Annotated in this window: 26 protein-coding genes, 3 pseudogenes and 1 other annotated feature; of the genes and pseudogenes, 25 read left to right on the top strand and 4 right to left on the bottom strand. The window is 36.5% G+C overall.

What is annotated here, in order from left to right; genetic code table 11:
• Nucleotides 1-45 precede the first annotated feature (45 nt).
• From CP363_RS09315 to rplT, 6 genes and pseudogenes are all read left to right on the top strand, one after another.
• Nucleotides 46-918 (top strand): annotated as a pseudogene (locus CP363_RS09315) (ABC transporter ATP-binding protein); the annotation flags it as partial.
• Entirely contained in the window at nt 918-1,682 is a 765-nt protein-coding gene (locus CP363_RS09310) for an ABC transporter permease (protein WP_023488259.1), read from the top strand. The pseudogene CP363_RS09315 and the gene CP363_RS09310, both read left to right, overlap by 1 nt.
• Nucleotides 1,683-1,713: 31 nt before the next feature.
• Nucleotides 1,714-2,274 carry a GNAT family N-acetyltransferase gene (locus CP363_RS09305; RefSeq protein ID WP_013086679.1) on the top strand — a complete coding sequence of 187 codons (561 nt, stop codon included), beginning with the start codon at nt 1,714-1,716 and terminating at the stop codon, nt 2,272-2,274.
• 35 nt (nt 2,275-2,309) lie between these two features.
• Nucleotides 2,310-2,425, top strand: a sequence feature (ribosomal protein L20 leader region).
• 25 nt (nt 2,426-2,450) lie between these two features.
• Nucleotides 2,451-2,984, top strand: coding sequence for a translation initiation factor IF-3 (gene infC / locus CP363_RS09300; protein WP_080514212.1), 534 nt, complete (start codon nt 2,451-2,453; stop codon nt 2,982-2,984).
• Between the two features lie 21 nt (nt 2,985-3,005).
• Complete coding sequence (gene rpmI, locus CP363_RS09295; protein ID WP_005719899.1) at nt 3,006-3,206, top strand: 50S ribosomal protein L35; 201 nt, start codon at nt 3,006-3,008, stop codon at nt 3,204-3,206.
• A gap of 44 nt (nt 3,207-3,250) precedes the next feature.
• Entirely contained in the window at nt 3,251-3,607 is a 357-nt protein-coding gene (gene rplT / locus CP363_RS09290) for a 50S ribosomal protein L20 (RefSeq protein ID WP_005719897.1), read from the top strand.
• Between the two features lie 47 nt (nt 3,608-3,654).
• Here rplT and add read toward each other — a convergent pair.
• A pseudogene (gene add, locus CP363_RS09285) lies at nt 3,655-4,655 on the bottom strand (adenosine deaminase).
• A 281-nt stretch (nt 4,656-4,936) separates the two neighbouring features.
• On the opposite strand from add, the gene CP363_RS09280 reads away from it, so the two are divergent.
• From CP363_RS09280 to CP363_RS09220, 13 genes are all read left to right on the top strand, one after another.
• Nucleotides 4,937-6,088, top strand: a complete 1,152-nt coding sequence (locus tag CP363_RS09280; protein WP_005726544.1) for an RNA-guided endonuclease TnpB family protein — start codon at nt 4,937-4,939, stop codon at nt 6,086-6,088.
• A gap of 190 nt (nt 6,089-6,278) precedes the next feature.
• A complete protein-coding gene (locus tag CP363_RS09275) occupies nt 6,279-6,803 on the top strand; it encodes a YqeG family HAD IIIA-type phosphatase (protein ID WP_005719892.1) in 525 nt (174 codons plus the stop codon).
• Nucleotides 6,796-7,905, top strand: a complete 1,110-nt coding sequence (gene yqeH / locus CP363_RS09270; protein ID WP_005719890.1) for a ribosome biogenesis GTPase YqeH — start codon at nt 6,796-6,798, stop codon at nt 7,903-7,905. Before CP363_RS09275 ends, yqeH begins: the two co-directional genes overlap by 8 nt.
• Before the next feature lie 10 nt (nt 7,906-7,915).
• A complete protein-coding gene (locus CP363_RS09265; RefSeq protein ID WP_098036175.1) occupies nt 7,916-8,569 on the top strand; it encodes a nicotinate-nucleotide adenylyltransferase in 654 nt (217 codons plus the stop codon).
• Nucleotides 8,550-9,143 (top strand): bis(5'-nucleosyl)-tetraphosphatase (symmetrical) YqeK, encoded by a 594-nt coding sequence (gene yqeK / locus CP363_RS09260; protein WP_005723420.1) that lies wholly within the window; start codon nt 8,550-8,552, stop codon nt 9,141-9,143. Before CP363_RS09265 ends, yqeK begins: the two co-directional genes overlap by 20 nt.
• A gap of 17 nt (nt 9,144-9,160) precedes the next feature.
• Nucleotides 9,161-9,508, top strand: coding sequence for a ribosome silencing factor (gene rsfS, locus CP363_RS09255; protein ID WP_005719884.1), 348 nt, complete (start codon nt 9,161-9,163; stop codon nt 9,506-9,508).
• A 3-nt stretch (nt 9,509-9,511) separates the two neighbouring features.
• The gene (locus tag CP363_RS09250; protein WP_013086667.1) at nt 9,512-10,663 is read left to right on the top strand and encodes a nucleotidyltransferase; all 1,152 of its coding nucleotides are present in this window, start codon (nt 9,512-9,514) and stop codon (nt 10,661-10,663) included.
• 2 nt (nt 10,664-10,665) lie between these two features.
• Nucleotides 10,666-11,229 carry a DUF177 domain-containing protein gene (locus tag CP363_RS09245; protein ID WP_023488249.1) on the top strand — a complete coding sequence of 188 codons (564 nt, stop codon included), beginning with the start codon at nt 10,666-10,668 and terminating at the stop codon, nt 11,227-11,229.
• Between the two features lie 168 nt (nt 11,230-11,397).
• Entirely contained in the window at nt 11,398-12,114 is a 717-nt protein-coding gene (locus CP363_RS09240) for a response regulator transcription factor (RefSeq protein ID WP_005719878.1), read from the top strand.
• Nucleotides 12,092-13,669, top strand: coding sequence for a HAMP domain-containing histidine kinase (locus CP363_RS09235; RefSeq protein WP_005719876.1), 1,578 nt, complete (start codon nt 12,092-12,094; stop codon nt 13,667-13,669). Before CP363_RS09240 ends, CP363_RS09235 begins: the two co-directional genes overlap by 23 nt.
• A 438-nt stretch (nt 13,670-14,107) precedes the next feature.
• Nucleotides 14,108-14,638 (top strand): CPBP family intramembrane glutamic endopeptidase, encoded by a 531-nt coding sequence (locus CP363_RS09230; RefSeq protein WP_233187158.1) that lies wholly within the window; start codon nt 14,108-14,110, stop codon nt 14,636-14,638.
• Nucleotides 14,639-14,706: 68 nt separating this feature from the next.
• A complete protein-coding gene (locus tag CP363_RS09225) occupies nt 14,707-15,888 on the top strand; it encodes an SLAP domain-containing protein (protein ID WP_054832916.1) in 1,182 nt (393 codons plus the stop codon).
• Between the two features lie 159 nt (nt 15,889-16,047).
• Nucleotides 16,048-16,920, top strand: coding sequence for an Abi family protein (locus CP363_RS09220; protein WP_005729000.1), 873 nt, complete (start codon nt 16,048-16,050; stop codon nt 16,918-16,920).
• An 11-nt stretch (nt 16,921-16,931) separates the two neighbouring features.
• On the opposite strand, the gene CP363_RS09215 is transcribed toward CP363_RS09220, so the two are convergent.
• The 3 genes from CP363_RS09215 to CP363_RS09205 are packed head-to-tail and all read right to left on the bottom strand — an operon-like array spanning nt 16,932 to nt 18,748.
• Nucleotides 16,932-17,420, bottom strand: coding sequence for a YbaK/EbsC family protein (locus tag CP363_RS09215; protein WP_065989624.1), 489 nt, complete (start codon nt 17,418-17,420; stop codon nt 16,932-16,934).
• A 46-nt stretch (nt 17,421-17,466) separates the two neighbouring features.
• Complete coding sequence (gene yidC / locus CP363_RS09210; RefSeq protein ID WP_089143224.1) at nt 17,467-18,432, bottom strand: membrane protein insertase YidC; 966 nt, start codon at nt 18,430-18,432, stop codon at nt 17,467-17,469.
• Between the two features lie 43 nt (nt 18,433-18,475).
• Complete coding sequence (locus CP363_RS09205) at nt 18,476-18,748, bottom strand: acylphosphatase (protein WP_005723409.1); 273 nt, start codon at nt 18,746-18,748, stop codon at nt 18,476-18,478.
• A 99-nt stretch (nt 18,749-18,847) separates the two neighbouring features.
• On the opposite strand from CP363_RS09205, the gene CP363_RS09200 reads away from it, so the two are divergent.
• The 6 genes and pseudogenes from CP363_RS09200 to CP363_RS11145 form a co-directional block, all read left to right on the top strand.
• Complete coding sequence (locus CP363_RS09200) at nt 18,848-19,615, top strand: RNA methyltransferase (protein ID WP_089143223.1); 768 nt, start codon at nt 18,848-18,850, stop codon at nt 19,613-19,615.
• 107 nt (nt 19,616-19,722) lie between these two features.
• Nucleotides 19,723-20,073 (top strand): helix-turn-helix domain-containing protein, encoded by a 351-nt coding sequence (locus CP363_RS09195; protein WP_098036174.1) that lies wholly within the window; start codon nt 19,723-19,725, stop codon nt 20,071-20,073.
• Nucleotides 20,074-20,375: 302 nt separating this feature from the next.
• Nucleotides 20,376-21,035, top strand: a complete 660-nt coding sequence (locus CP363_RS09190) for an amino acid ABC transporter permease (RefSeq protein ID WP_089143222.1) — start codon at nt 20,376-20,378, stop codon at nt 21,033-21,035.
• Nucleotides 21,016-21,687, top strand: a complete 672-nt coding sequence (locus tag CP363_RS09185) for an amino acid ABC transporter permease (RefSeq protein ID WP_013086654.1) — start codon at nt 21,016-21,018, stop codon at nt 21,685-21,687. The genes CP363_RS09190 and CP363_RS09185 overlap by 20 nt, the downstream gene beginning before the upstream one ends.
• A gap of 9 nt (nt 21,688-21,696) precedes the next feature.
• Nucleotides 21,697-22,074: pseudogene (locus tag CP363_RS09180) on the top strand (ATP-binding cassette domain-containing protein); the annotation flags it as partial.
• 91 nt (nt 22,075-22,165) lie between these two features.
• Nucleotides 22,166-22,304, top strand: a 139-nt coding sequence (locus tag CP363_RS11145; protein ID WP_143468711.1) for a MerR family transcriptional regulator, incomplete at its 3' end; no start/stop codon positions are given.

The following is a 22,304-nucleotide window of genomic DNA, read 5'->3' as shown; positions in this document are numbered from 1 at the left end:
AAATAAAATTGCTTAAAATCGTTGATAACACTTGACTTAGAGTAGAAAAAAGCAGTAAAAGATATTTCTTTTACAGTAGATCATAGCGATATAGTGGCTTTTCTTGGACTAAATGGTGCGGGCAAGACGACAACTTTAAAGATGATTTTGAATTTAGTTAGTCCTGATCATGGAAAAGTATATTTTGAGGGGAAAGAGATGACCAATAGCAATTTATTGCTCCTAAAAAATACGGGAGTTCTTTTGGAAGGCTCGCGGAATATGTTTTGGTCCTTGTCACCGATTGAGAATTTTATTTATTGGGGTGGCCAACGAGGTTTATCTAGAAAAGAAGCGGAGCATAATGGCCTTCAATTGCTAAAGAAGTTTGGTCTGTTGGATAAAAAAGATACGACGATTACCAGTTTAAGTCGCGGGATGCAACAAATAGTAGGGATCTGTTGCGCAATGATTGCGCAGCCAAAATTACTGATATTAGATGAGCCGACCTTAGGGTTAGATCTTAAATCAGCTCAAATAGTAATTAATATTTTGAAAGAACTAAGTGCCGATGGCGTGGGAGTCTTGATTACTACTCATCAATTAGATTTTGCTCAAAAAGTGGCTAAAAAGATCTTACTGATTAATCATGGTGAGCTGGTGTTTTCAGATAATATGAAAGAAAGCTTGGCTAGGTTGAATAAACAGACCCTTTTAGAACTAACCCTAACACGTTCACTTACTTTAGAGGAACAAGAAGAAATATCAACTTATTGTAATTTGACGAAAAAGCAGATGAACTGCTATCAACTAGAAGTTAAATCTCAAAAAGCTTTGCCGCAAGTATTTAATTTATTAGGGAAGTTACCAGTTCGTCAGATTCAAACTAAAGAGAGAAATCTGGAAGACGTTTTTGAATACTACACGGAGGAAGGATAATGACAAGTTTTAAAGCTGAAATTTGGCGGCAGGTATGGCTATATAAAAGATATTCATTTAATTATTTCTCAGATTTTGTGCTGTTGATCATGATGTTTATGGCAATTTTCTTTGGCGGTGCTCTGCTTGGCGGCGGTGTACTAGGAACATCACTGAATGCTCTAGTCATCGGCTATATTTTGTGGACTTTAATTCAAAATACTATTAGTCAAATGGGAATGTCTTTAACTAGTCAAATGCAAAATGGTATCTTAGAGCAACAATTTTTGATGCCAATCTCTACTAGAAGACTTTTCTTTAATAAAAGCTTAGTCAATATTATTGTTTCAACAGTACAAGCGATTTTGGCATTATTAATCATTATGATGCTCACTGATCATTGGATTAAATTCTCTATTATTTTAGTTATTCCTTTCGTATTAGCTTTAGTAACTACTATTGGTTTAGGATATCTGGTTGTGAGCTTGATTTTGCATTTTAAGAGAATTGGTAGTACTTTGGTGATTTTTCAATATGTATATTTGGGGGTCTTACTGACTAATTTTGAACATTTTTCTTTGGGTATTAAATACTTATCTTGTCTGTTGCCTATTTTTCCTATGGTTAGCTGGATGAGACTGTCTGTTAACCAACATGGATATAGTCTAGGCTTCTACTTAGGTGCTTCTTTGTTTAACGCTGTGCTTTGGTTAGCAATCGGATTGGTCATGTTTGAAATTACTAATCGTAATGTGAGAAAAAATGGATCGCTAGCATTATACTGATAGATATAAATTGATGAATAAGAGAAAAAATATGATCACAACAAAAATAATTGACTTCCAACATAAAGCGGATATTAATATTCCTAATGAACCATTTAAATTATTGGGGCGAATTTTAGTTTCTTATAATAATGGTAAATGGGATTATCAGTTAAAGAAGTATCCATCAGAAAAAGTTACAGAGATGTGTTTTCCTGATGAAAATTACGACTATGAGGCAATGAAAGACAGTGTATTTGTCGGAGCCTATGATGATGAAAAATGTGTAGGCTTAGCGATTCTGCAACCAGGCTTTTTCAAATATATGTATTTGTACGATCTCAAGGTAAATCAAGAATATCGTGGCCAACATATAGGGCAGATATTAATAACTAAAGCAAAAGAAATTGCCAAGGAGAAGGGCTACGCAGGTCTGTACACACAAGGGCAAGATAATAATCCTGGTGCATGTTTGTTTTATTTGCATACAGGCTTCTATATTGGCGGAATAGACACTAATGTTTACCGCCATACTAAGCAAGCAGGTAAGGCGATATTATTTTCTATTGTGAAGCTGAGTAAGTATTCTAAGAAAACTGAAATATCGTATTGACGCAGGTGGGATAAACGGGTATAATTCTACTAGTTGAGAACAAGAAGAAGCACCCGCTTCTCGCCTAAGTTAAGTAAACCTCTAGGCTGATCGATAATTTCTGTTGATTAAAGGCGGGTATGATTCTTATAACCCGCCTTTTTCTTGTCCTCAAATTAACACGGAGGTGAACAGTTATACCAAGAAGTTTAATCCTAAACGAAAAAATTCGCGCTCGCGAAGTTCGTTTAATCGATGAAGATGGTCAGCAGGTTGGTGTGATGAGCAAGAGTGATGCTTTGCGTCGTGCAAGCGATGCGGGGCTTGATTTAGCTTTGATTTCTCCAAATGCTAAGCCACCTGTAGCACGTATCATGGATTACGGGAAGTACCGCTTCGAACAACAAAAGAAGCTTAAGGAAGCCCGTAAGAATTCCAAGATAGTCAGTGTCAAAGAAATTCGTTTGAGTCCAACTATTGAAGGTAACGACTTCGAAACTAAACTTAAGCACGTTCGTAAGTTCATTTCTAAAGAAGGAGCTAAGGTTCGCGTCTCAATTCGTTTTAGAGGTCGTGCCATCACTCACAAGGAATTAGGTCAACAAGTACTTGAAAAAATGGCTGAAGCAACCTCAGACATTGCTAATGTAATTAGTAAGCCTAAGATGGAAGGTCGTTCAATGTTCTTGATGCTTGCACCTAAGAGTGATAAGGACAAAAAGAAAAAGTAGTTAATTGGAGGAAATAGAAATATGCCAAAGATGAAAACACACCGCGCTTCTGCTAAGCGTTTTAAGAGAACTGCAAATGGTGGTTTAAAGCGTCACCACGCATTTACTGGTCACCGTTTCCACGGTAAGACAAAGAAGCAACGTCGTCACTTGAGAAAAGCTGCTATGGTTTCAAAGAGTGATATGAAGCGTATCAAGCAAATGGTTGCTCAAATGCACTAATACTTGTTCTTAATTAAGACAGACTATAGTAGGAGGAATTTTAAATGCCAAGAGTTAAAGGTGGAACAGTAACACGTCAACGTCGTAAGAAGATCATGAAGCTTGCCAAGGGTTACCGTGGCGCAAAGCACATGCAATTTAAGGCTGCAAGCACTCAATTATTCGTTTCATACAAGTACGCATTCCGCGACCGTAGAAGACGTAAGAGCGAATTCAGAAAGTTATGGATTGCTCGTATTAACGCAGCTGCAAGACAAAACGACATCTCATACTCTAAGTTAATGCACGGCTTGAAGTTAGCTGGTGTTGACATGAACCGTAAGATGTTAGCTGATATTGCTTACAACGATTCAAAGACTTTTGCGCAATTAGCAGAAACTGCTAAGAAGGCTTTGAACTAATCACAAAAGAAATAAGCTGGGGAAATTTTCCTAGCTTATTTTTTTATCTATTTTTGAATTAATGCCCGTAATCTGATTTTTTCATCTGGCGTGGTAAAGGCTGCGTCAACCGCGTTGAGATAAAGAGTGGTTTCTTCTTCAGGAGTTAAGGCAGTTTTTTCTTCAAGTAGCTGGTATTCATGCGGTAAATTGGTATTGGAAACGGTCATATCGTCAGAATTTAGCGTGACTTTCATTCCCATGTGCAATAATTTTTTAATAGGGTAAGAATCGATCTGATCAAAAGCCTTAGTGTTCATATTTGAGGTGGCACAACATTCCAATATGATTTGGTGATCAATCAGATATTGGGTAAGTGCTGGATCTTCAGTGCAGCGAATGCCATGGCCGATCCGTTTCGCGCCAATTTTTAATGCTTGACGGATTGAATCAGGTCCTGCAGCCTCACCAGCATGGATGGTATAAGGAACGTGTAATTCTTGGGCACGATTGAAAAAATGCTGGTAGTTAATGTTAGGGATCGGGCCTTCCGCACCAGCTAGGTCAAGGCCAACAACGCCATGACCTAAAAATTCTTTCGCTAGCTCAACCGTTTCCATGTTTTCTTTTTCATTGTGGGCGAAGCGCATCAAACAGAGAATTAAACCAGCGTGTAATTCAGGCTGATCTTTGTCTGCTTTTGTTTTTGATAAAACTTCGTAATACCGCTGACTGCTGCAGCGATTACTTGTCTTTGCGTTAAACCATTTTTAGTATGTAATTGCGGTGCAAAGCGGATCTCGGCGTAGACTAGACCTTGTTGTTTTAATTCGCAAAGAAGATCAAACACAATCATCTCCAGATCATGCTTTGTCTGCATTAACTGGTTAGGTAAGTCAAACTTTTCCAAAAATTGTTCCAAGCTAGCGCAAGAATTATCAACTGACAATTCTTGCCGCAATTTTTGATCAGTTAACTGTGGCATGTGATGTTCCTGCATTAACTTCTTAACAGTAGCAACTGGGACAGAACCGTCGAGGTGAAGGTGTAAATCGATGAATTTTCTCATGGTGATCCTTTCTATTGATTGATGATTTTGCTTAAATTGTTTAGTATTGTAACACTTTTTCATCAGAAAAAAACAAAAATTTCTAAAGCAAACCCATTTTTGATATGATATAAGGTGATAAAAAATGGAGGAAACTAACAGTTAAAAGATAGACAAGATACAAAGATCTGTTCAGAAATATAAAACATAGAAGCAGGTCAAAAACTAAAAATTTAATATTTTGTTCGCTTGTATTTATTTCACTCTTTGCTAAATTTATGTTTGTATTGGGGGTGAAACAAATGATCAAGGCTCAAGTAGTCGAATTAAAACCTAACAAGACCATGCAACAAGAGCTGGATAAGCTTTGTGATTATCGCAGATATTGCTGGAATCAAGCTTTAGCCACTTGGCAAGACATGTATGAAGCACGAACCTTAGATAAGGATAATAATCCCAGTCCAAATGAGCGCAGAATACGTGATGAGCTAGTCGATAATAAGGCAGACTGGCAGTTTGCTCTGTCTGCTAGATGCTTGCAATTAGCAGTCAAAGATTTGGCTAATGCTTGGAAGAATTTCTTTGATAAGGCACAGCCTGATTGGGGAAAACCACATTTCAAATCAAAGAAAGCCCCGCGACAAGGCTTTAAGACTGACCGGGCTAAAGTGGTTAATGGTAAGCTACGCTTAGACAAGCCCAGAGGCATTAAAACCTGGTTCGATATTCCAACATATGAAGCTTTAAAAATGAAGCAAATTAAAGTTGCTAGTGTCTTTAGAGAAAGAGGACATTATTATGCCGCTCTTTCTTATGAAGAAGAAACTTTGGTAAAGCCTAGAACAGGTAGAAAGACAGCTGTTGATGTTAATGTGGGACATTTCAACTACACTGGGGGCAAAATCAATGTTTTGCCATCAAGATTGCAAAAACTATACAAGCGCATTAAGCATTATCAGAGAATGCTGGCTAAGAAAAGACGGGCTAATGGCAAGTTAGCTGGCCAAAGCAATAATTACGTGCAAGTGAGAACCAAACTGCAACGTGATTATCGTAAAGTAGCCAACATTCAAAACGATCTTTTGCAAAAATTCACTACAAAATTGGTTAATAATTATGATCAAATAGTGATTGAAGACTTAGCCGTTAAACAAATGATGATGACGCACGTCGCTTCAAAAGGCATGCAGAGATCATTATTCAGTAAGTTTAGACAGATATTGACTTATAAATGTGAGTGGTATGGCAAAGAATTAATCTTGGCTGATAAAACATATCCATCAACCCAAAGATGTGCTAATTGTGGTTATGTTAAAAAAGGTGATGAAAAAATCACTTTGCAAGGCAACCAAAAACATCACACTAAGCACAATGAGTATATTTGTTATGAATGCGGTTATACTAATGATCGTGATGATAATGCAGTGTTAAATCTTTTAGCTTTAGCAAAATAATGAAAACGGGGCTGGCTAAGCCCTTAAGCTGCAAGAGTTAGTCAATGCGATTATTCCTAGATTGGAATATTGGAATACTAATGATGACAGCAGTAAATAAAGCGAAGAAAGGAAGGACTATATTTCTTTCTGATATGTAAAAAATATACATTCTTATACATATTTCTATGTTTTATATAGCAGTGTTGATATGCTTTTTAGACCAAAATATACAATTGATACGATTTACAATCTGGACCCCCAGAAGTTGAATGAAATGGACATTAAGGCGGTTTTTTCGGACCTAGATAATACATTGCTCGCCTGGAATAAATTTGAAACTGCCAAAGAAATGGATAATTTTAATCAAAAGTTAGCCAAGGCGGGAATCACTCTCGTGGTCATTTCTAACAATAATGCTCAAAGAGTGGGCAAGGTACTTGATCCTTACCATATCGAATTTGTCGCTAAGTCACGTAAGCCATTGCCATTTGCGATCACCAAGAAGCGCGAAGCAATGCATTTGCAAAAAGATCAGGTTATGATGGTTGGCGACCAACTAATCACTGACATGCAAGCAGGGAATTTGGCCGGCGTGAAGACTGTTCTAGTTAAGCCATTAGTTGAAACTGATAAGTGGAATACGAGAATCAATCGTTTCTTTGAAAAAATTATCTTTTTCTTCCTGGGTTTATCACATCGAGTAACATTTAAGAAGGAGCTATCAAATGGATGAGGATATTATTTGTATCGGCTGCGGTGCCAAGCTGCAATCCGATGATCCTGAAAAAGCAGGTTATCTGCCAAAAAGTGCACTAGATAAGGCAAAGCAAGAAGAAAATGCGGATGTTTATTGTCAACGTTGTTTTAGATTACGGCACTACAATGAAATCATGCCAGTTGATTTAAACAATGATGATTTTTTGGCTTTGCTTAACTCTTTAGGACAAAAGAAAGCTTTAATTGTTAATGTAGTTGACTTATTTGATTTTTCAAATTCTTTGCTATCATCATTGAAGCGTTTTGTTGGAAATAATGATTTTATTTTAGTTGGTAATAAATTTGATCTATTTCCTAAAAACTCTAAGCAAAGTAAGATTAAGGATTGGATGAGACAAGAAGCTAACCGAATGGGGCTTTATCCTAAGGAAATCTTCTTGGTTTCAGCTAAAAAGAAGTTGAACTTGGAAGATTTGATCGCTTATATTAATAAGCAATCGCAAGACAAAGATGTCTATTTTGTAGGGACAACTAATGTTGGTAAGTCAACTTTAATCAATGCCATTATTGACATGATGGGTGATATTCAAGACCTGATCACCGCTTCACGCTTTCCTGGAACTACTTTAGACAAAATTGAAATTCCTCTAGAAAATGGTCACTTTTTGATTGATACGCCCGGGATCATGACCGAGAATCAATTGGCTACGCACTTAAATGCTAAGGATTTGGAGCTGGTCTCACCTAAGAAGCCTTTAAAGCCAGCTACTTACCAATTATTGCCTGGTAATACTTTATTCTTAGCTGGTTTGGGACGGATTGATTATCTCAAGGGCGAATCGACTAGCTTTACTGTTTACGTTGCTCGTGGAATGTATATTCACCGTACTAAGACAGCTAATGCGGATGACTTTTATAAAAAGCATAAAGGTGAATTGTTATCCCCACCAGCTGCAGATGATGAAATGGCACCACTAAAGGGTCAAGAATTTAGAACGGAATATAAGAGTGACCTTTTATTTGGTGGAATTGGTTTTGTGACTGTACCCAAGGGATGCGTTGTTAAGACTTACACACCAGATGGGATTGGTTTAGGTATTCGTCGTGCATTGATTTAGAGGTTTGCATATGGTTAATCCAAAATGTATTGAAAAAATGCCAACTGCTAAAATTGAAGCAGAATTGGAACAAGAACAAGGTAAAGGTCGTCAGATTGGGATTATGGGTGGTACCTTTAATCCGGTGCATATTGCGCACTTGGTAGCGGCAGAGCAAGCAATGACTAAGTTGAAGCTGGATGAGGTCTGGTTTATTCCGGATAATATTCCACCGCATAAAAATGCGCCGCTGACTTCTGCTAAAGATCGGGCAACGATGCTGGATTTAGCTACGCGCGATAATCCTAAGTTTAGGGTAAAACTATTGGAATTGTTCCGAGGCGGCGTTTCTTATACTGTGGATACTATGCGTTATCTCAAGGAAAAAGCACCTCAGAATGACTATTATTTGATTATGGGCAGTGATCAGGTTAACAGTTTCCATACTTGGAAGGAAGCTCCGACCCTGGCTAAGCTAGTAACATTGGTCGGAATTCGTCGTCCAGGTTATCCACAAGATCCGCAATATCCCATGATTTGGGTTGACGCACCAGATATTCGCCTAAGTTCGACTGCTATTCGTCGCAGTGTCGCAACTGGCACTTCAATTCGTTACTTGGTACCAGAAGCCGTCAGAGAATATATTGAAGAAAAGGGGCTTTACCTTGACGAAACTAATTTTTAAAAATACTTATTCACCATTCTCTAGTGAACAAATTGTTGCTAAAGAAAAGGCAAACATGAAGAAAAAACGTTTTGAACATTGTGTTCGTGTTAGTGAAACTGCACGTAAGTTGGCTAAGTTAAATGGATATGATGAAGAAAAAGCAGCCTTAGCTGGCTTTGTTCATGATTATGCCAAGCAGGTACCGGTAGAAGAGTATCGTAAGGTAATTAAGGAACAGGATTTTGATCCAGATTTGCTTAATTGGAATCGGGCCATCTGGCATGGCATTGTGGGGACTTTCTTTATTGAACGTGATTTAAAAATTAGGGATCCTGAAATTTTAACTGCCGTACGTCGTCATACGACTGGTGATACTAAGATGACTACATTAGATAAAATTATCTTTGTAGCTGATTTTATTGAACCCGGACGAGATTTTCCAGGAGTTGAAGAAGCGCGCAAAGTTGCTTATGCTAGTCTTGATGAAGGGGTAGGCTATGAATTGCAGCACACCTTAGAGTTTTTAATTGAAAATAAAAATAAAGTATATCCTCGTACTTTAGAAGCATACAATGTATGGGGAATTAAGTAATAAAAAGGAGAAAAATATTGACTAGTCAAGAAATTTTAGATTTTACTACCCAAGCAATTAGTGACCGTCATGGTGAAGATACTGAAGCTTACGATATGCGTGGAATCAGTATTTTAGCTGATTACTATGTCATTACCAGTGCAGGCTCTAATCGTCAATTACATGCGATCGTTAACTCAATTGTTGATGCGGCTCACGAAAACAACTACACTGACTACCGTATTGAAGGTACCAGAGATTCTAACTGGCTTTTGCTCGATTTAGGTGATGTTGTAGTCAACGTCTTTACTAAGGAAGCACGTGAATTTTATAACTTGGAAAAGCTATGGGCTAACGGTAAGCAAGTTGAATTGAAGGAAGATTAAGCAATGAGTGTTGTTGGGATTATTGCGGAATTTAATCCTTTCCATAGTGGACATGAGTTCTTGCTAAATCAAGCACGCTTGGTTGCTGGTAATGATCCAATTGTGGTGCTCATGTCTGGTAACTACGTGCAACGTGGTGAGATGGCGATTATGAGCAAGTGGGAGCGGGCTAAGGTGGCTTTACAATCTGGTGCCGATTTGGTATTTGAAACACCATTTTCAACGGTAGTGGAACCAGCTGATCTTTTTGCTCTCGGAAACATTGAACAACTTGCTAAATTAGGCGTAACTGATTTAGTCTTTGGTGTAGAAGATGCTAACCTGAATTTTGCTTATTTGGGCAAAAGAATTGCGGAAATTCCCCAGAATCACATGGATTTTAGAGATTATAGCCAAACTTATTCAACACAATACAACCAAATGGTAGCGCATGAAGTAGGCTATGAAGTTAATCAGCCAAATGCTATTTTGGGGCTAGCGTATTCAGTAGCTAATCATAATTTAGGTTCACCATTAAACCTGCATCCGGTCAACCGAATTGGAGCAGGACATGATGACCTTTTACAAAGAGAAAAAGTTGTCCAAAGTGCCAGTGCGATTCGAAACTTATTATTGCATGGTGAAGATACAAAAAATTTAAAGTATTGGATGCCTAAAGCAGAAGCAATGGTGTTAGCTGAGCAGAAAATTTATCCTAATTGGAATTTGCTATACCCATTTTTGAAGTATCGAATTGAATCATCTTCAGTTGAAGAATTGCGTCATATTTATCAAATGAGCGAAGGGCTTGAATATAAGATGAAACAAGAGATTCATTTAGCCCGCGATTTTACAGAATTTTTGCGGCATATCAAGTCCAAGCGTTATACTTATTCCCGTTTGCGCCGTTTGAGCTTATATACTTTGCTTAATGTCACTCAGGATGATATATTGGCTAGCTTTAATCATGAGTCTTTGATGCTCTTAGGCTTTAGTAAAGTGGGACGCAAATATTTAAAGCAGCAGCGCAAGGAATTTCAGACAGAAATCGTCTCTAAAGTTGATAAAAGAAGTGCTAAGAACGGCTCTTTAGCTTTACAAGTTAGGGTAGACCGTTTATTTGAACAAATAATGGGCGTTGATCAAAACTTTGGTCGACGGCCAATCGAGGTGTAAAAATGTTAGAACTTAGTTTTTCTAGGATTCAAAATTCTAAGGAACCATTAACTCACATTGAACGTGATTTGGAAATGCGTCCAGAATTTTTTAAGCGTAGTAAAGATCTACTAATTGATGCGAAAAATGTAAAAGTGAGCGGTGACTTATTCTATCAAGAACCATTTGTGACTGGCAGTTTTCATGTGACCGCTGATCTGGTTGTGCCATCAAGCAGAAGCCTTAAGCCGGTAGACTATCATGAAGATTTTACTTTTACTGAAAACTACCTTGATCGTAAGCCAACCAAGGAAGAATTGGAAGAAAACGATACTATTGTACAAGTTGAGAATGACCAAATTGACTTGCAAACAGCGGTAGAAGATAATATTTTACTCCATATCCCAACTACTATTTTGACTCCTGAAGAAAAAGAAAAGAATATTTTCCCAGAGGGTCAAGGTTGGGAAGTTGTTTCTGAAGCCTCTTTTGAAGAAGGCAAGAAGAACCAAGTTAACCCAGCTTTTGCTAAATTGAAGGTCTTGCTTGATGGGCAAGATAATGATAAGGACAATAAAAATAAATAATAAATGTAATTGAAAAATATGGTGGACAATCAAAGAAAATTTTTACTTTGATTGTTTTTTAATCTTGTGTTAGAAGCAATTTTAAAGTATCCTTTAATTATAAAAACATTTTTTAATTAATTTATTAGTATTAGAAAACCAAATTGATCTACGAGGAAATGAATTAACATGGCAAAAATTCTAATTATTGAAGATGAAAAGAACTTATCTCGCTTTGTCGAGCTTGAATTGCAACATGAAAATTACGAGACTGTTGTTGAGAATAATGGTCGTAAGGGATTAGAAGATGCATTGAGTCAAGACTTTGATGCTATCTTGCTTGACTTGATGTTACCTGATTTAAATGGGTTGGAAATTGCACGTCGTGTTCGTCAAGTTAAGACTACGCCAATTATCATGATGACTGCACGTGATTCAGTGATCGACCGTGTTTCTGGTTTGGATCATGGCGCTGACGATTATATTGTTAAGCCTTTTGCAATTGAAGAACTTTTAGCTCGTCTTCGCGCAGTGTTACGTCGCGTTAAAATCGAAAAGGACGCATCAAAGGTTACTGTTGCTAAGCAAAAGATTGTAAAATTTAAGGATTTGACAATTGAAACTGCTAACCGAATTGTGCACCGTGGTGATGGCAAGGCAATCGATTTAACTAAACGCGAATACAACTTATTAATGACCTTGATTGAAAATAAGAACAACGTAGTTAGTCGTGATCAATTATTGAACAAGATCTGGGGTCCAGAATCTAATATCGAAACTAACGTAGTTGAAGTTTATGTACGTTATTTACGCAATAAGATTGACGCTCCAGGTCAACCATCTTACATTAAGACGGTTCGTGGTACCGGTTATATGGTAAGAGATGAAGATGATGATCAAGAATAAAGACGAGGAAAAAGAGGCCAAGCACTCATCGCTAATTGTGCGATGGGTTAGTATCGTTGCATTAACGATTACGGTCTCTTTTGTCATATTTTCAGTTGTTGCCTATCAAATTGTTAGTCATCAATCGATGGAACAGCAACAAGAGACATCTAATAATGTAGTTACCACGATGGACCGGACATTAAGTTCTATTCAAGATGAGCTAGAGATCTCAAATGTAATTCCTGCTCTGTCACCGTCTACCAGACGTATTTTGAGGGGCGGTCCTGCTATTAGCAAAAAAGATACAGAGAATAAAGCATTTAGTGATAGCCTGATTTCATCGATTTCGAATCCAGATATTAATGTAGCAGTTTACAACAAACATGATGAAATTGTTTTTACTAATGGTAATTCTGCACCTAAGCTAAAAGAATTTGCCGGCAACCAACTTGAAGAAGTAGTAAACCGAAAAAAAGGCAAAATGCTTTTAACCTACCAGAAAATCTATTCTGAGGTAAATGGCAAATTAACTGGCTATGTAGTGGTTTCTAATAGTATGACTTATTACAATAGCTTGATGAGTAATTTGCTTCATTGGATGGTAATTATTTCACTGATTGCAATAATTATCTTCATTGCAATTTCTTATATTTTGGTTGTTAATGTAGTTCGGCCAATTAAGACGATGTCTAAGGTGGCTAAGGAAGTTAATGCTGATCCTAATAGTGAGGCTAGAATTAAGGAACTACATCGAGATGATGAGTTAGAAGAATTAGCTACTTCGATTAATCAAATGCTAGACCGGATGCAAGGTTACATTGAGCAACAAAAGCAATTTGTTGGTGATGTCTCACATGAATTAAGGACACCAGTGGCAGTAATTGAAGGGCATTTGAACCTGCTTGAAAGATGGGGCAAGGATGATCCGCAGATTTTGGATGAATCAATTAAGGCTTCGTTGCAAGAAGCTGATCGGATGAAACATTTAATTCAGGAAATGCTTGATTTAACTCGAGCCGAGCAAATCGATGTTCAATATCCGTATGAAGTAAGTGATGTTAATGAAATCATCCGCAGAGTGGTCGCTGATATGGCAATGGTTCATCCTGACTTCAAGATTCAGCTGGATGAGGATGATTTACCTGATGATACAGAGATTCAAATGTATCACGGTCATTTGGAACAGTTGCTAGTAATTTTGATCGATAATGGAATTAAATATTCGACTGATCGCAAGCAGATTAATGTTTCAGCTGGTGTAACTAAGAAGAATGTTAATATTATTGTGCAAGACTTTGGTGAGGGGATTTCTGAAGAAGATCAAAAGAAAATCTTCAATCGCTTCTATCGTGTGGATAAGGCTAGAACCCGTGAAAAAGGTGGCAATGGTTTAGGTCTATCGATTGCACAAAAATTAGTTGCTAGTTATAACGGAACAATTAGTGTTGAATCTGTTGAGGGTCAGGGCAGCCAGTTTAAATTGAAGTTCCCTCGGTTGACTAAGAAAAAAGCCGCTAAGTTAAGAAAATTAAATGAGAAGAAACAAATGCCTAAGAGTAATCTTGAGGCATAAACAAAATCCTATTAAATCAAGGTTTGGGTACCAAGATTTAATAGGACTTTTTTTCTCTAGAGGCTTAGGTATTAGAAAATAAGAAATAAAATGCTCCGAAAATAATTATAATTTTTATTAATTTAAGCGATATAATTAGCTAAAAATATTTAAACTTAAGGGATGTGACATAATGAAAGAACGCATTTTTTCAAGGAAATTCTGGCAGAAAGTTTTTAACTATCAATTGATTATCTGGTTTCTCTTGATGATTAGTTATACTTTTTCTCAGCGGAACAATCATTTTTATTTTATAGGGGATTTGTTCAATCTAGCTTTTAGTACGGTGATCATGGGATTGAACTTTTACGTGCAATTTAAAAAGGATTCCAGCAAGACTAATACTCAAATTGTTCGCTGGCTGACCATAGTAATTTTTCCTTTCAATTTTTGCTAAATTTGGCATATCACTGGGAATTTTTTGCTAAAAAACCTGCCGGCTATCGAGATTCTATTAGTATTACTGCTATGGGCGGTTTATATTTTCTTGCTAGTTCCAATTGCAGTTGTACATATAGATTCCCAAAGTATCGCATCCCTGTTGCAATCTATGGTTCAGCAATTTTGTTCGGCCTTAGTCATTTAAGTAATTTTGGCTGGCATGGAGAAAGTTTTACTGCAACAATTGCACAAGTTATTGGCGTAATGGGGAGCGCCTTTATCTGGGCAGAATTGTATCTCTATACAGGAAAACTATGGTTGCCGATGATCTATCACTTTTTAATGGATTATATTTCTGATTTGCAATCTGGTTGGAATTCTGCTGGCTGGTCTTGGAATGGCGAAATCACTGATTATATTTATACTGTATTAATTGTTGACGTTCCATTGCTATTCTCAATTTGGATGCTTTTCGGTAAAAGAAGGCAAGTAATGGAAGATAATACAGATTTGATTTTGAATCTAAACGGTAGGCAAAGCATGATTTAGCAGTGACTTATATTAAAGGGACTATAATGTATATGCAAGGGTAAAATAATTAAGAGAGGTCATAAATTATGAAACTTAAGAGAATTGTATTAAGTATTGTGGCTGGAACTGCGCTTTTTGTTCCTGCAGCTTTAGCGGGTCAAAATCAATTAACACCGGTAGTTCGGGCAAGTACTCTGAAGAATAAGATTACAACTGTTAAGAGCTATACCAATCCAACTTTGTATAATAAGAATGGTAAAGAGCTAGGTAGTCAAGATCGGATAAATTTTAAGAAACCGATCAATTTTTATGGTCAACCAATTGTTATTCAGGGACCCAGGGTCAGTGCTTTTATTAATCTTAATGGGATGCCACAAGCTATTGTTAATGGTGAAACCTATGCAGATTTAGGTGATGGTGGTTATGTCAACATGAAATCGGTTGGTAGCTATAACTGGAATAATAATGAGATCGGAATTATTAAAAACACCTATATTTACAATAGCAAGGGTAATCGTTTATCAACTTATCGCGGTGGCAAGGCTTATTTAACTAAAGGTAGCAAGATTAAATATGCTGGTAAAAGTTGGACTAATTATCCTGATTCATATTTTAATTTAGGTGATGGGACGTATTTAAAGTCTAATAACGTTAATACCATGAATGGAAAAGGCGTTTTGAAGCTGAATGCTAACACTGCTATTTATAATAAGAATGGTAAGCGTATTAGCTTTAATGGACAACAGGTTTTTCCTAAATACTCAATTATAAATTATGCTGGTAAGCGTCGTACTAAGACACAAACTGACGATTACTATTACACAAACTTAAGTGGTAGTAAATCATATGCAATTAAGAATTATAAGATTAAAGGTCAAGACTATTATTACATTGGCAGAGGTGCTTATATCAAGGCAATGAATGTTGGTCGCATCAATGGCAATCCGGTATTTCGTGATGGCGGTGCAACTACGATTGTTCCGCAGACAGATTTGTACATCTATAATTCTAAATTAAAGAAAACCAAACAATCTGTTAAGAAAGGACAAAAGATTAGAGCTTTAGATCCAGTTGTTCTTGGTAGTGGTGATATTGCCCAACTATTTTACAGAATTAAGGGAACATCTAACTATGTTTCCTGGGGTGATTATAGTGAGTATGGTTTTGAAGATGATGAGCACGTGGGCTACTTCAACTTTCGTGTTAGATTAAATCCTGTTAAAACTATTGAAAATGCCGCTACACGGGCCGCTGAAGAATCAGATTAATTGGGAGTGAAGACGTTATCCATTTGGATAGCGTTTTTATTAGATTATAGGAAGAGGATAAAAGTTCTTGGTGTTGATGTTTATACATTGCTGAATAGATTAGTAGTAATACTACGATTTACGATTGTTGGAGAGTTCGATGGAATAGGAGACAGCTCAATGATTAATGATTTACTTTCTGAAATTAGAATCGATTTTTGGCGTGACATAGGGTTAATTATTAATGATGAAAAGCTTTTTGATCGGGTAACTGCTAATTATGGCTATCATGAAATTATGTATCAAAATATTGATCATTTTTTCATAGAAACTAATGACGATGATTTCATTAAACCTAAGCGAAAAACAACGTTTGAAGAAATTTATGATTTCTATTGCCTAGATCAACATATAAAAAATGTGATGATGATCAGTCTGCAATTGTTTGAACAAAGCTTCAAGGTAGCCCTTGCAGAAACAGCTCTTATTGAGAATGGTAAAAATTTCACCAGAAATCTTAATCCACGAACAATTCATCAAAGGCAGTTTCTAAATGAAAAATATCAATTAAAAGATGGGCGAGTAATTCACCGCGGTGATGTGAAAGCGCGCATGCGGCATATTAAGCAAAACTATCTTGAGCCATATGAGGGATATACTGAGGCTCATGGTGAAGCAGGGATCGGACTGATTATTAAAGAAATGTCATTTGGTGTTGCAACGAATTATTTCTTTTTAATGCCCATCAAAGCCAAAAAGATTGTTTTAACACGTGTGTTTAAAGAAAAGATAACTCTCCGTCAATTTGAAGAATGGCTAAATGAAATTAGATATTTTCAAAGACGAGCTGCCCATAACTTCTCGCTGTTGATTATCAAGGAAAAACGGCAATTTTTGTATAAATTAGTACTGAATAATTTGCACCAGCTGGCAAATCAAGAACCATGTGAATTAGCTGAGGAAAGAATCAACAAGATTGTTCAAGATTATTTGACGAAGTATCCAATTGAAAAAGATTTTTTGAATAAAGTTTTTATGGAGAAAAAGGATTAAGTTGAAGTTTTTTATAATGATCTTTCTTCAAACAAATGACCATAGGAACTTAAAATTCTAGCTAAATCGATCCAAGTAAGACTAATTGTTTTGGTATTATCATTGGGATGCACACCAACTAAATTGTTTTCTTCCATTGCTGCTTGATCGACAATCAGGGGAATTTTATTACTTTGATCATTAAGCAGGCTAAATGGGGAAACAGCCCCTGTTTTAACTTGCAGTTTTTCTTCTAGTTCAGCTTCAGTAGCGAAGGTTAAACTAGAGGAGAGTAATTCAGCTTTAGCTTTTTGCCAATCGATTTTTTTATCTTCGGGTAACATTAGTAGATAATAATTTTTGGCGTTACGGGTTTTAATAAAAAGAGTTTTACATTTAGCAAAATCTTCATCTTCTAAGTATTTATCTACCTCTTTAGTTGTAAAAACTGCTGGATGAGAGAATACTTGATAGTTAATATCATGATCATCTAAAAGTTGTAATATTTCTTGAGTATGCATATTTTCCTCCTAATAAAAAAGTCAGGATTTTACTCCTGACTGATAACTATTTACGCTTTTGCTTACCTTTGTTGCGGTTACGTAGGTTTTGGTGTAATTCTTTCTTAGCTTCGCTGCTGGCAGTACTTTGTCCACTAGCAGTATTAAACAAAGCATCCACTTTTTCTTTAGTAACAACAGTTTCAATTGGCTTGTCTTTTAGTTCATCAGCAATATGCTTCTTAACACTAGGTGTAAGGACAAAGGTAACGATTACTTGTTGGATAATCATTACTAAGTTACCAGCAGCCCAGTAAAGAGCTAAGGCACCAGAGAAGGATAAACTGAAGAACAAAGTCATAATTGGGTTAACAATCATCATTGATTGCATGGTCTTCTTTTGTTCTTCTGGAATACCAATTAGTGAGATATAACCTTGAATAACGGTAAAGACAGTCGCAATAATGGCTAAAACAACAGATTTGGAACTTAGAGAAATACCAAAGAATTTGGATTGTGCCAATTGAGGTGAATAGAATACCGCTTGATAAATTCCCCACATAATTGGTAACTGAATAATTAATGGCAAGCAGCCCATTCCACCAGTTAATGAAACTTGGTTTTTAGAGTAAAGCTCTCTTTGCCAAGTTGATAAAGTCATTTGTTGGTCAGGGGTGATCCCCTTGTGTCTCATTGCATTTTGAATCAACTTCATTTGCGGTTGCAGACGAGCCATTTTTTCCTGTTGACGTACACTCTTGTTTTGCTGTACTAACATCAATGGCATCAAGATTACACGTACAACTACCGTAATAATCACGATTCCCCAACCAGCACCATTATCGCCGCCAATCATGTGCGCGGTTTGAATCATGATATTTTGTAAAGGTCGGCCTAACCATTGGTAAACCCAACCGTAAATACCGCTGTGCGGTGCAACGTGTGGATCAGTTGTTGCCCCACAGGCACTTAATACAAGAGTAGCTACTGCTAATAAAGCCAGTACTCCAGCGTATCTTTTAATTTTTTTCATTTAAATAAATCACCACTTAATTTCTATCTAAAAATGTATGTCTCTAATATAATACATGAAAATCATGCATTTTTTCTACACCTGGAACCGATTCTTGACTAATATTTTGAATTTGGGCAAATCCAGATGCAGTAGGTAGTTTTTCAATAAAGCGGTCGATTTTATCACTGTCTGCTTGTAAATAGATTGTAACGGTACCATCTGCATTATTTTTAACAGTGCCAGGAATACCCATCTTGTTAGCTAATGCCATGGTTGACCAACGAAAGCCAACGCCTTGAACTAAGCCTGAACAAATTAATTTTCTTGTTTCCATTTTTATCTCCCTTATTTAAATTAAGTTCAATTTTGATTTTAGCATGATCAAAACAGATTATCAGTTATAATAGGTCTTGAATGTAAAAAGGAGAAAATTATGCAACAGATTAGTTCAGTTAATAATGCAACAATTAAGAAATTAGCCAAATTAAAGCAAAAAAAATATCGTGATGATGAAGGTTTATATTTAATTGAAGGTTTTCACTTGTTTGAAGAAGCTTTAAAGGCTGGTAAAAAATATCAATATATTTTAGGAACCAAAGAAGCACTCGATCAAGCTGATAGCAATTATGAAGTTGACCTAAGTGGTAAAAATGTTTTGTTAATTAACAAAGCGATTGCTCGCCACTTAAGTTCGACTAAGAATTCTCAAGAAATTTTTATGGTATTAAAAATTGATCAACCAAAAGAATTTCCGTTTAACTATGGTAAATGGGTTTTGCTGGATAATTTAGCTGATCCAGGTAATGTCGGGACAATCATTAGAACTGCGGATGCAGCTGGCTTTGATGGAGTAATCCTTTCACCAGAGAGTGCTGACTTATACAATCCTAAGACGCAACGAGCAATGCAGGGCAGCCAATTCCACATCGATTTAATTAAACGTGATTTGGCTGACGTAATCACTGATTTTCAAGCTGCTGCTATTCCAGTTTATGCTTCAATGCTTGACCGCTCAGCTAAGCAATTACCTGATTTTGAAAAAGTGCCACAACTTGCCTTAATTATTGGGAACGAGGCGCATGGCATAAGCGAAACAATTGCTTCTTTAGCTGATGAAAAGCTTTATATTCCAATTAAAGGACAAGCTGAATCGCTTAATGCCGCTGTTGCAGCAGGGATCATGATCTATCACTTTGCTTAGCACTTGTAATTAGTAAGTAGATCTACTATAATAATTTTAGTAATACTAAAAAGTATTTTATATAATAGTATTTTTACTGGAATTATATAATACGGAGGGACTTACCTATGCAAGAAGTTAAAGAGAAAAAGGACGCAGCTCCTTGTAAACCAGAAGATTATGAATTATGTGGTCATTTTGTTAGTGCGTTTAAGATTATTGGCAAAAAATGGAATGGCTTAATCATCAGTTCTTTGTGTGATACACAAGATATGCGCTTTAAGGACTTGGCACGAACTGTCGAGGCTTGCAGCGACCGTGTCTTAGTTGAACGTTTGAAGGAACTTGAAAAGGACGATATTGTTAAAAGAAGCGTCGATCAAAGTACCGGTATTATTTCATATAGTTTGACTGAAAAAGGTGCGGAACTTAAGCCTGTTTTTGATCAAGTACATAATTGGGCAGATAAATGGGCTTAAGCTATTGACATTAAGTAAGCATAGAAGTATATTACTTATTGTAAGTTGCTTATTTAAAATAAGATTAGGTGAAAGGAGTACGAAAATGAAATCTTTAAGTATGATGAATGTTAATACTGACTGTTGTTCTTGTGTATCTAACATTATTTTTAATACTCAAGAACTCAGTTTTCGTATTTCCGAATAGCTTTAATCCAGAGATCAAAAAGATTTACGTTAGCTGAAAAGACGTAGATCTTTTTTATATTGTTTAAAGAGACCTATGGGAGTAGGTCTTTTTTTGTATGATTGGGGGATTTTTAATGAATTGGACAGTTATCCAGCAAGCTCTACCAATATTTGCGCGCGGCTTTGAACTGACCTTATGGCTTTCATTGATTGGCATTGTTGGCTCAATTATCGTGGGCATTATTGTCAGCTTAGTACAATATTTTAAACTACCAGTACTAAGTCAAATTTCAACGGCATATGTTGAATTAGCTAGAAATACACCGCTTTTAATTCAACTTTTCTTTTTATATTATGCCTTTCCAGTAATTGGCTTAAAAATGTCCGCTGAGGTCTGCGGCATCATTGGCTTAATCTTTTTAGGTGGAGCATATATGGCTGAAGGCTTTACCGGTGGTTTTAATGGCGTAAGCCCTAGTCAGATTAATAGCGGTAAAGCATTAGGAATGAACAACTTACAATTAGCTCGCTATGTGGTTTTTCCACAAGGATTTAGCCTAAGCATGCCGGCTTTAACCGCCAATATTATTTTCTTAATTAAGGAAACCTCGATTTTTTCAGTAATTGCAATTCCGGAGTTAACTAATACAGCCCTTGACTTGATTGGGATGTATTACCATTCAAATGAATATTTATTGATGCTGGTAATTGCTTATGCGATTATTTTGATTCCAATTATTTTATTATTAACTTGGCTTGAGAGGAGAGTACGGTATGCTTCATTCGGGGATTAATGTTTTGTTTGAAGGAAGTAACTTTGCCCGTTTGATGGCAGGGCTATGGACCTCGATTTGGATTGCAGCTTTGTCACTAGTAATTGGCTTGGCTGTAGGAACAATTTTTGGTATTTTGAGAACTTTTAAAAATCGTCCATTGCGTTTTGTTTTGCGGTTGTACTTAGAATTCTTCAGAATTGTGCCAACCGTAGTTTTACTGTATTTGGTTTATTATATTTTGCCAAGAAGCTTGCACGTCAATTGGCCAGCTACTTGGATGGCGGTATTAGCTTTCTCAATGTGGGTAGCTGCTGAGTTTAGCGATATTGTTCGTGGTGCATTGGAATCAGTACCCAAAACGCAGCGTGAATCCGGCTTAGCGTTGGGTCTAAATCGCCTGCAACTGTTCCGTTATGTCTTGTTGCCTCAAGCAGTTAAGTTAGAACTACCAGCAACAATCAACTTGGCTACTAGAGTAATTAAGACCACTTCTTTATTAATGATTATCAATATCATGGAAGTAATCAATGTCGGTCAACAAATCATTGAAGCAAATAATCAACAATATCCAGCTGGTGTGTTCTGGGTATATGGCTTTATCTTTATCTTGTATTTTATTTTGGATTATCCCTTGTCTGCATGGGCAAAACGATTAACTGCTAAGAATTAGGTGAATGAAATGACAGAAGAAGTTTTAAGAGTAGAACATTTAAATAAATTTTATGGCAAGTATCAAACTTTGTTTGATATCAACTTTAGCTTAAATAAAGGCGAGGTATTGACCTTATTGGGACCTTCTGGTTCAGGAAAAAGTACTTTGCTGAGAACGGTGAATGGGCTTGAAGAATATGAGGGTGGCGCAATTTATTTTCACGGTAAAAAAATAAATCCTAGTCCGAAGGAATGGCAATTGTTGCGCCAAAAGATTGGGATGGTCTTTCAAAGTTATGACTTATTTCCCAACTTATCCGTGATGGAAAATATTTTATTGGCACCGGTAAAAGTTCAAAAACGTGATGAAGCTGAAGTTAAACAAGAAGCAGTTAAGTTATTAGAGTTTCAACAAGTTTAAAAATATATATGTAATTGTATTTCTTAAGTGTTATAAAGTGTGCTATAATCTAGCTACAAGGTGGTGAGATCTTTTTATGTCTAGAATTATGTATTTAAAAGAAGCTGCTGCATATCTTGGCAAAGCGCCGTTCACTCTTCAAAGCTGGGATCGAGCTGGAAAATTAAAAGCTCATCGAACAGCTAACAACAGACGATTTTACTATCAATCAGAGC

The organism is Lactobacillus sp. UMNPBX12 (assembly GCF_002553955.1).
Lineage (GTDB): Bacteria > Bacillota > Bacilli > Lactobacillales > Lactobacillaceae > Lactobacillus > Lactobacillus crispatus.
This window is presented reverse-complemented; position numbering and strand designations above follow the sequence as displayed.

Coding starts and splice junctions, on each gene's coding strand:
- CP363_RS09310 (WP_023488259.1), top strand. CDS start 918: ATGACAAGTTTTAAAGCTGAAATTTGGCGGCAGGTATGGCTATATAAA.
- CP363_RS09305 (WP_013086679.1), top strand. CDS start 1,714: ATGATCACAACAAAAATAATTGACTTCCAACATAAAGCGGATATTAAT.
- rpmI (WP_005719899.1), top strand. CDS start 3,006: ATGCCAAAGATGAAAACACACCGCGCTTCTGCTAAGCGTTTTAAGAGA.
- rplT (WP_005719897.1), top strand. CDS start 3,251: ATGCCAAGAGTTAAAGGTGGAACAGTAACACGTCAACGTCGTAAGAAG.
- CP363_RS09280 (WP_005726544.1), top strand. CDS start 4,937: ATGATCAAGGCTCAAGTAGTCGAATTAAAACCTAACAAGACCATGCAA.
- CP363_RS09275 (WP_005719892.1), top strand. CDS start 6,279: ATGCTTTTTAGACCAAAATATACAATTGATACGATTTACAATCTGGAC.
- yqeH (WP_005719890.1), top strand. CDS start 6,796: ATGGATGAGGATATTATTTGTATCGGCTGCGGTGCCAAGCTGCAATCC.
- CP363_RS09265 (WP_098036175.1), top strand. CDS start 7,916: ATGGTTAATCCAAAATGTATTGAAAAAATGCCAACTGCTAAAATTGAA.
- CP363_RS09250 (WP_013086667.1), top strand. CDS start 9,512: ATGAGTGTTGTTGGGATTATTGCGGAATTTAATCCTTTCCATAGTGGA.
- CP363_RS09245 (WP_023488249.1), top strand. CDS start 10,666: ATGTTAGAACTTAGTTTTTCTAGGATTCAAAATTCTAAGGAACCATTA.
- CP363_RS09240 (WP_005719878.1), top strand. CDS start 11,398: ATGGCAAAAATTCTAATTATTGAAGATGAAAAGAACTTATCTCGCTTT.
- CP363_RS09235 (WP_005719876.1), top strand. CDS start 12,092: ATGAAGATGATGATCAAGAATAAAGACGAGGAAAAAGAGGCCAAGCAC.
- CP363_RS09225 (WP_054832916.1), top strand. CDS start 14,707: ATGAAACTTAAGAGAATTGTATTAAGTATTGTGGCTGGAACTGCGCTT.
- CP363_RS09220 (WP_005729000.1), top strand. CDS start 16,048: ATGATTAATGATTTACTTTCTGAAATTAGAATCGATTTTTGGCGTGAC.
- CP363_RS09215 (WP_065989624.1), bottom strand. CDS start 17,420: ATGCATACTCAAGAAATATTACAACTTTTAGATGATCATGATATTAAC.
- yidC (WP_089143224.1), bottom strand. CDS start 18,432: ATGAAAAAAATTAAAAGATACGCTGGAGTACTGGCTTTATTAGCAGTA.
- CP363_RS09205 (WP_005723409.1), bottom strand. CDS start 18,748: ATGGAAACAAGAAAATTAATTTGTTCAGGCTTAGTTCAAGGCGTTGGC.
- CP363_RS09200 (WP_089143223.1), top strand. CDS start 18,848: ATGCAACAGATTAGTTCAGTTAATAATGCAACAATTAAGAAATTAGCC.
- CP363_RS09195 (WP_098036174.1), top strand. CDS start 19,723: ATGCAAGAAGTTAAAGAGAAAAAGGACGCAGCTCCTTGTAAACCAGAA.
- CP363_RS09190 (WP_089143222.1), top strand. CDS start 20,376: ATGAATTGGACAGTTATCCAGCAAGCTCTACCAATATTTGCGCGCGGC.
- CP363_RS09185 (WP_013086654.1), top strand. CDS start 21,016: ATGCTTCATTCGGGGATTAATGTTTTGTTTGAAGGAAGTAACTTTGCC.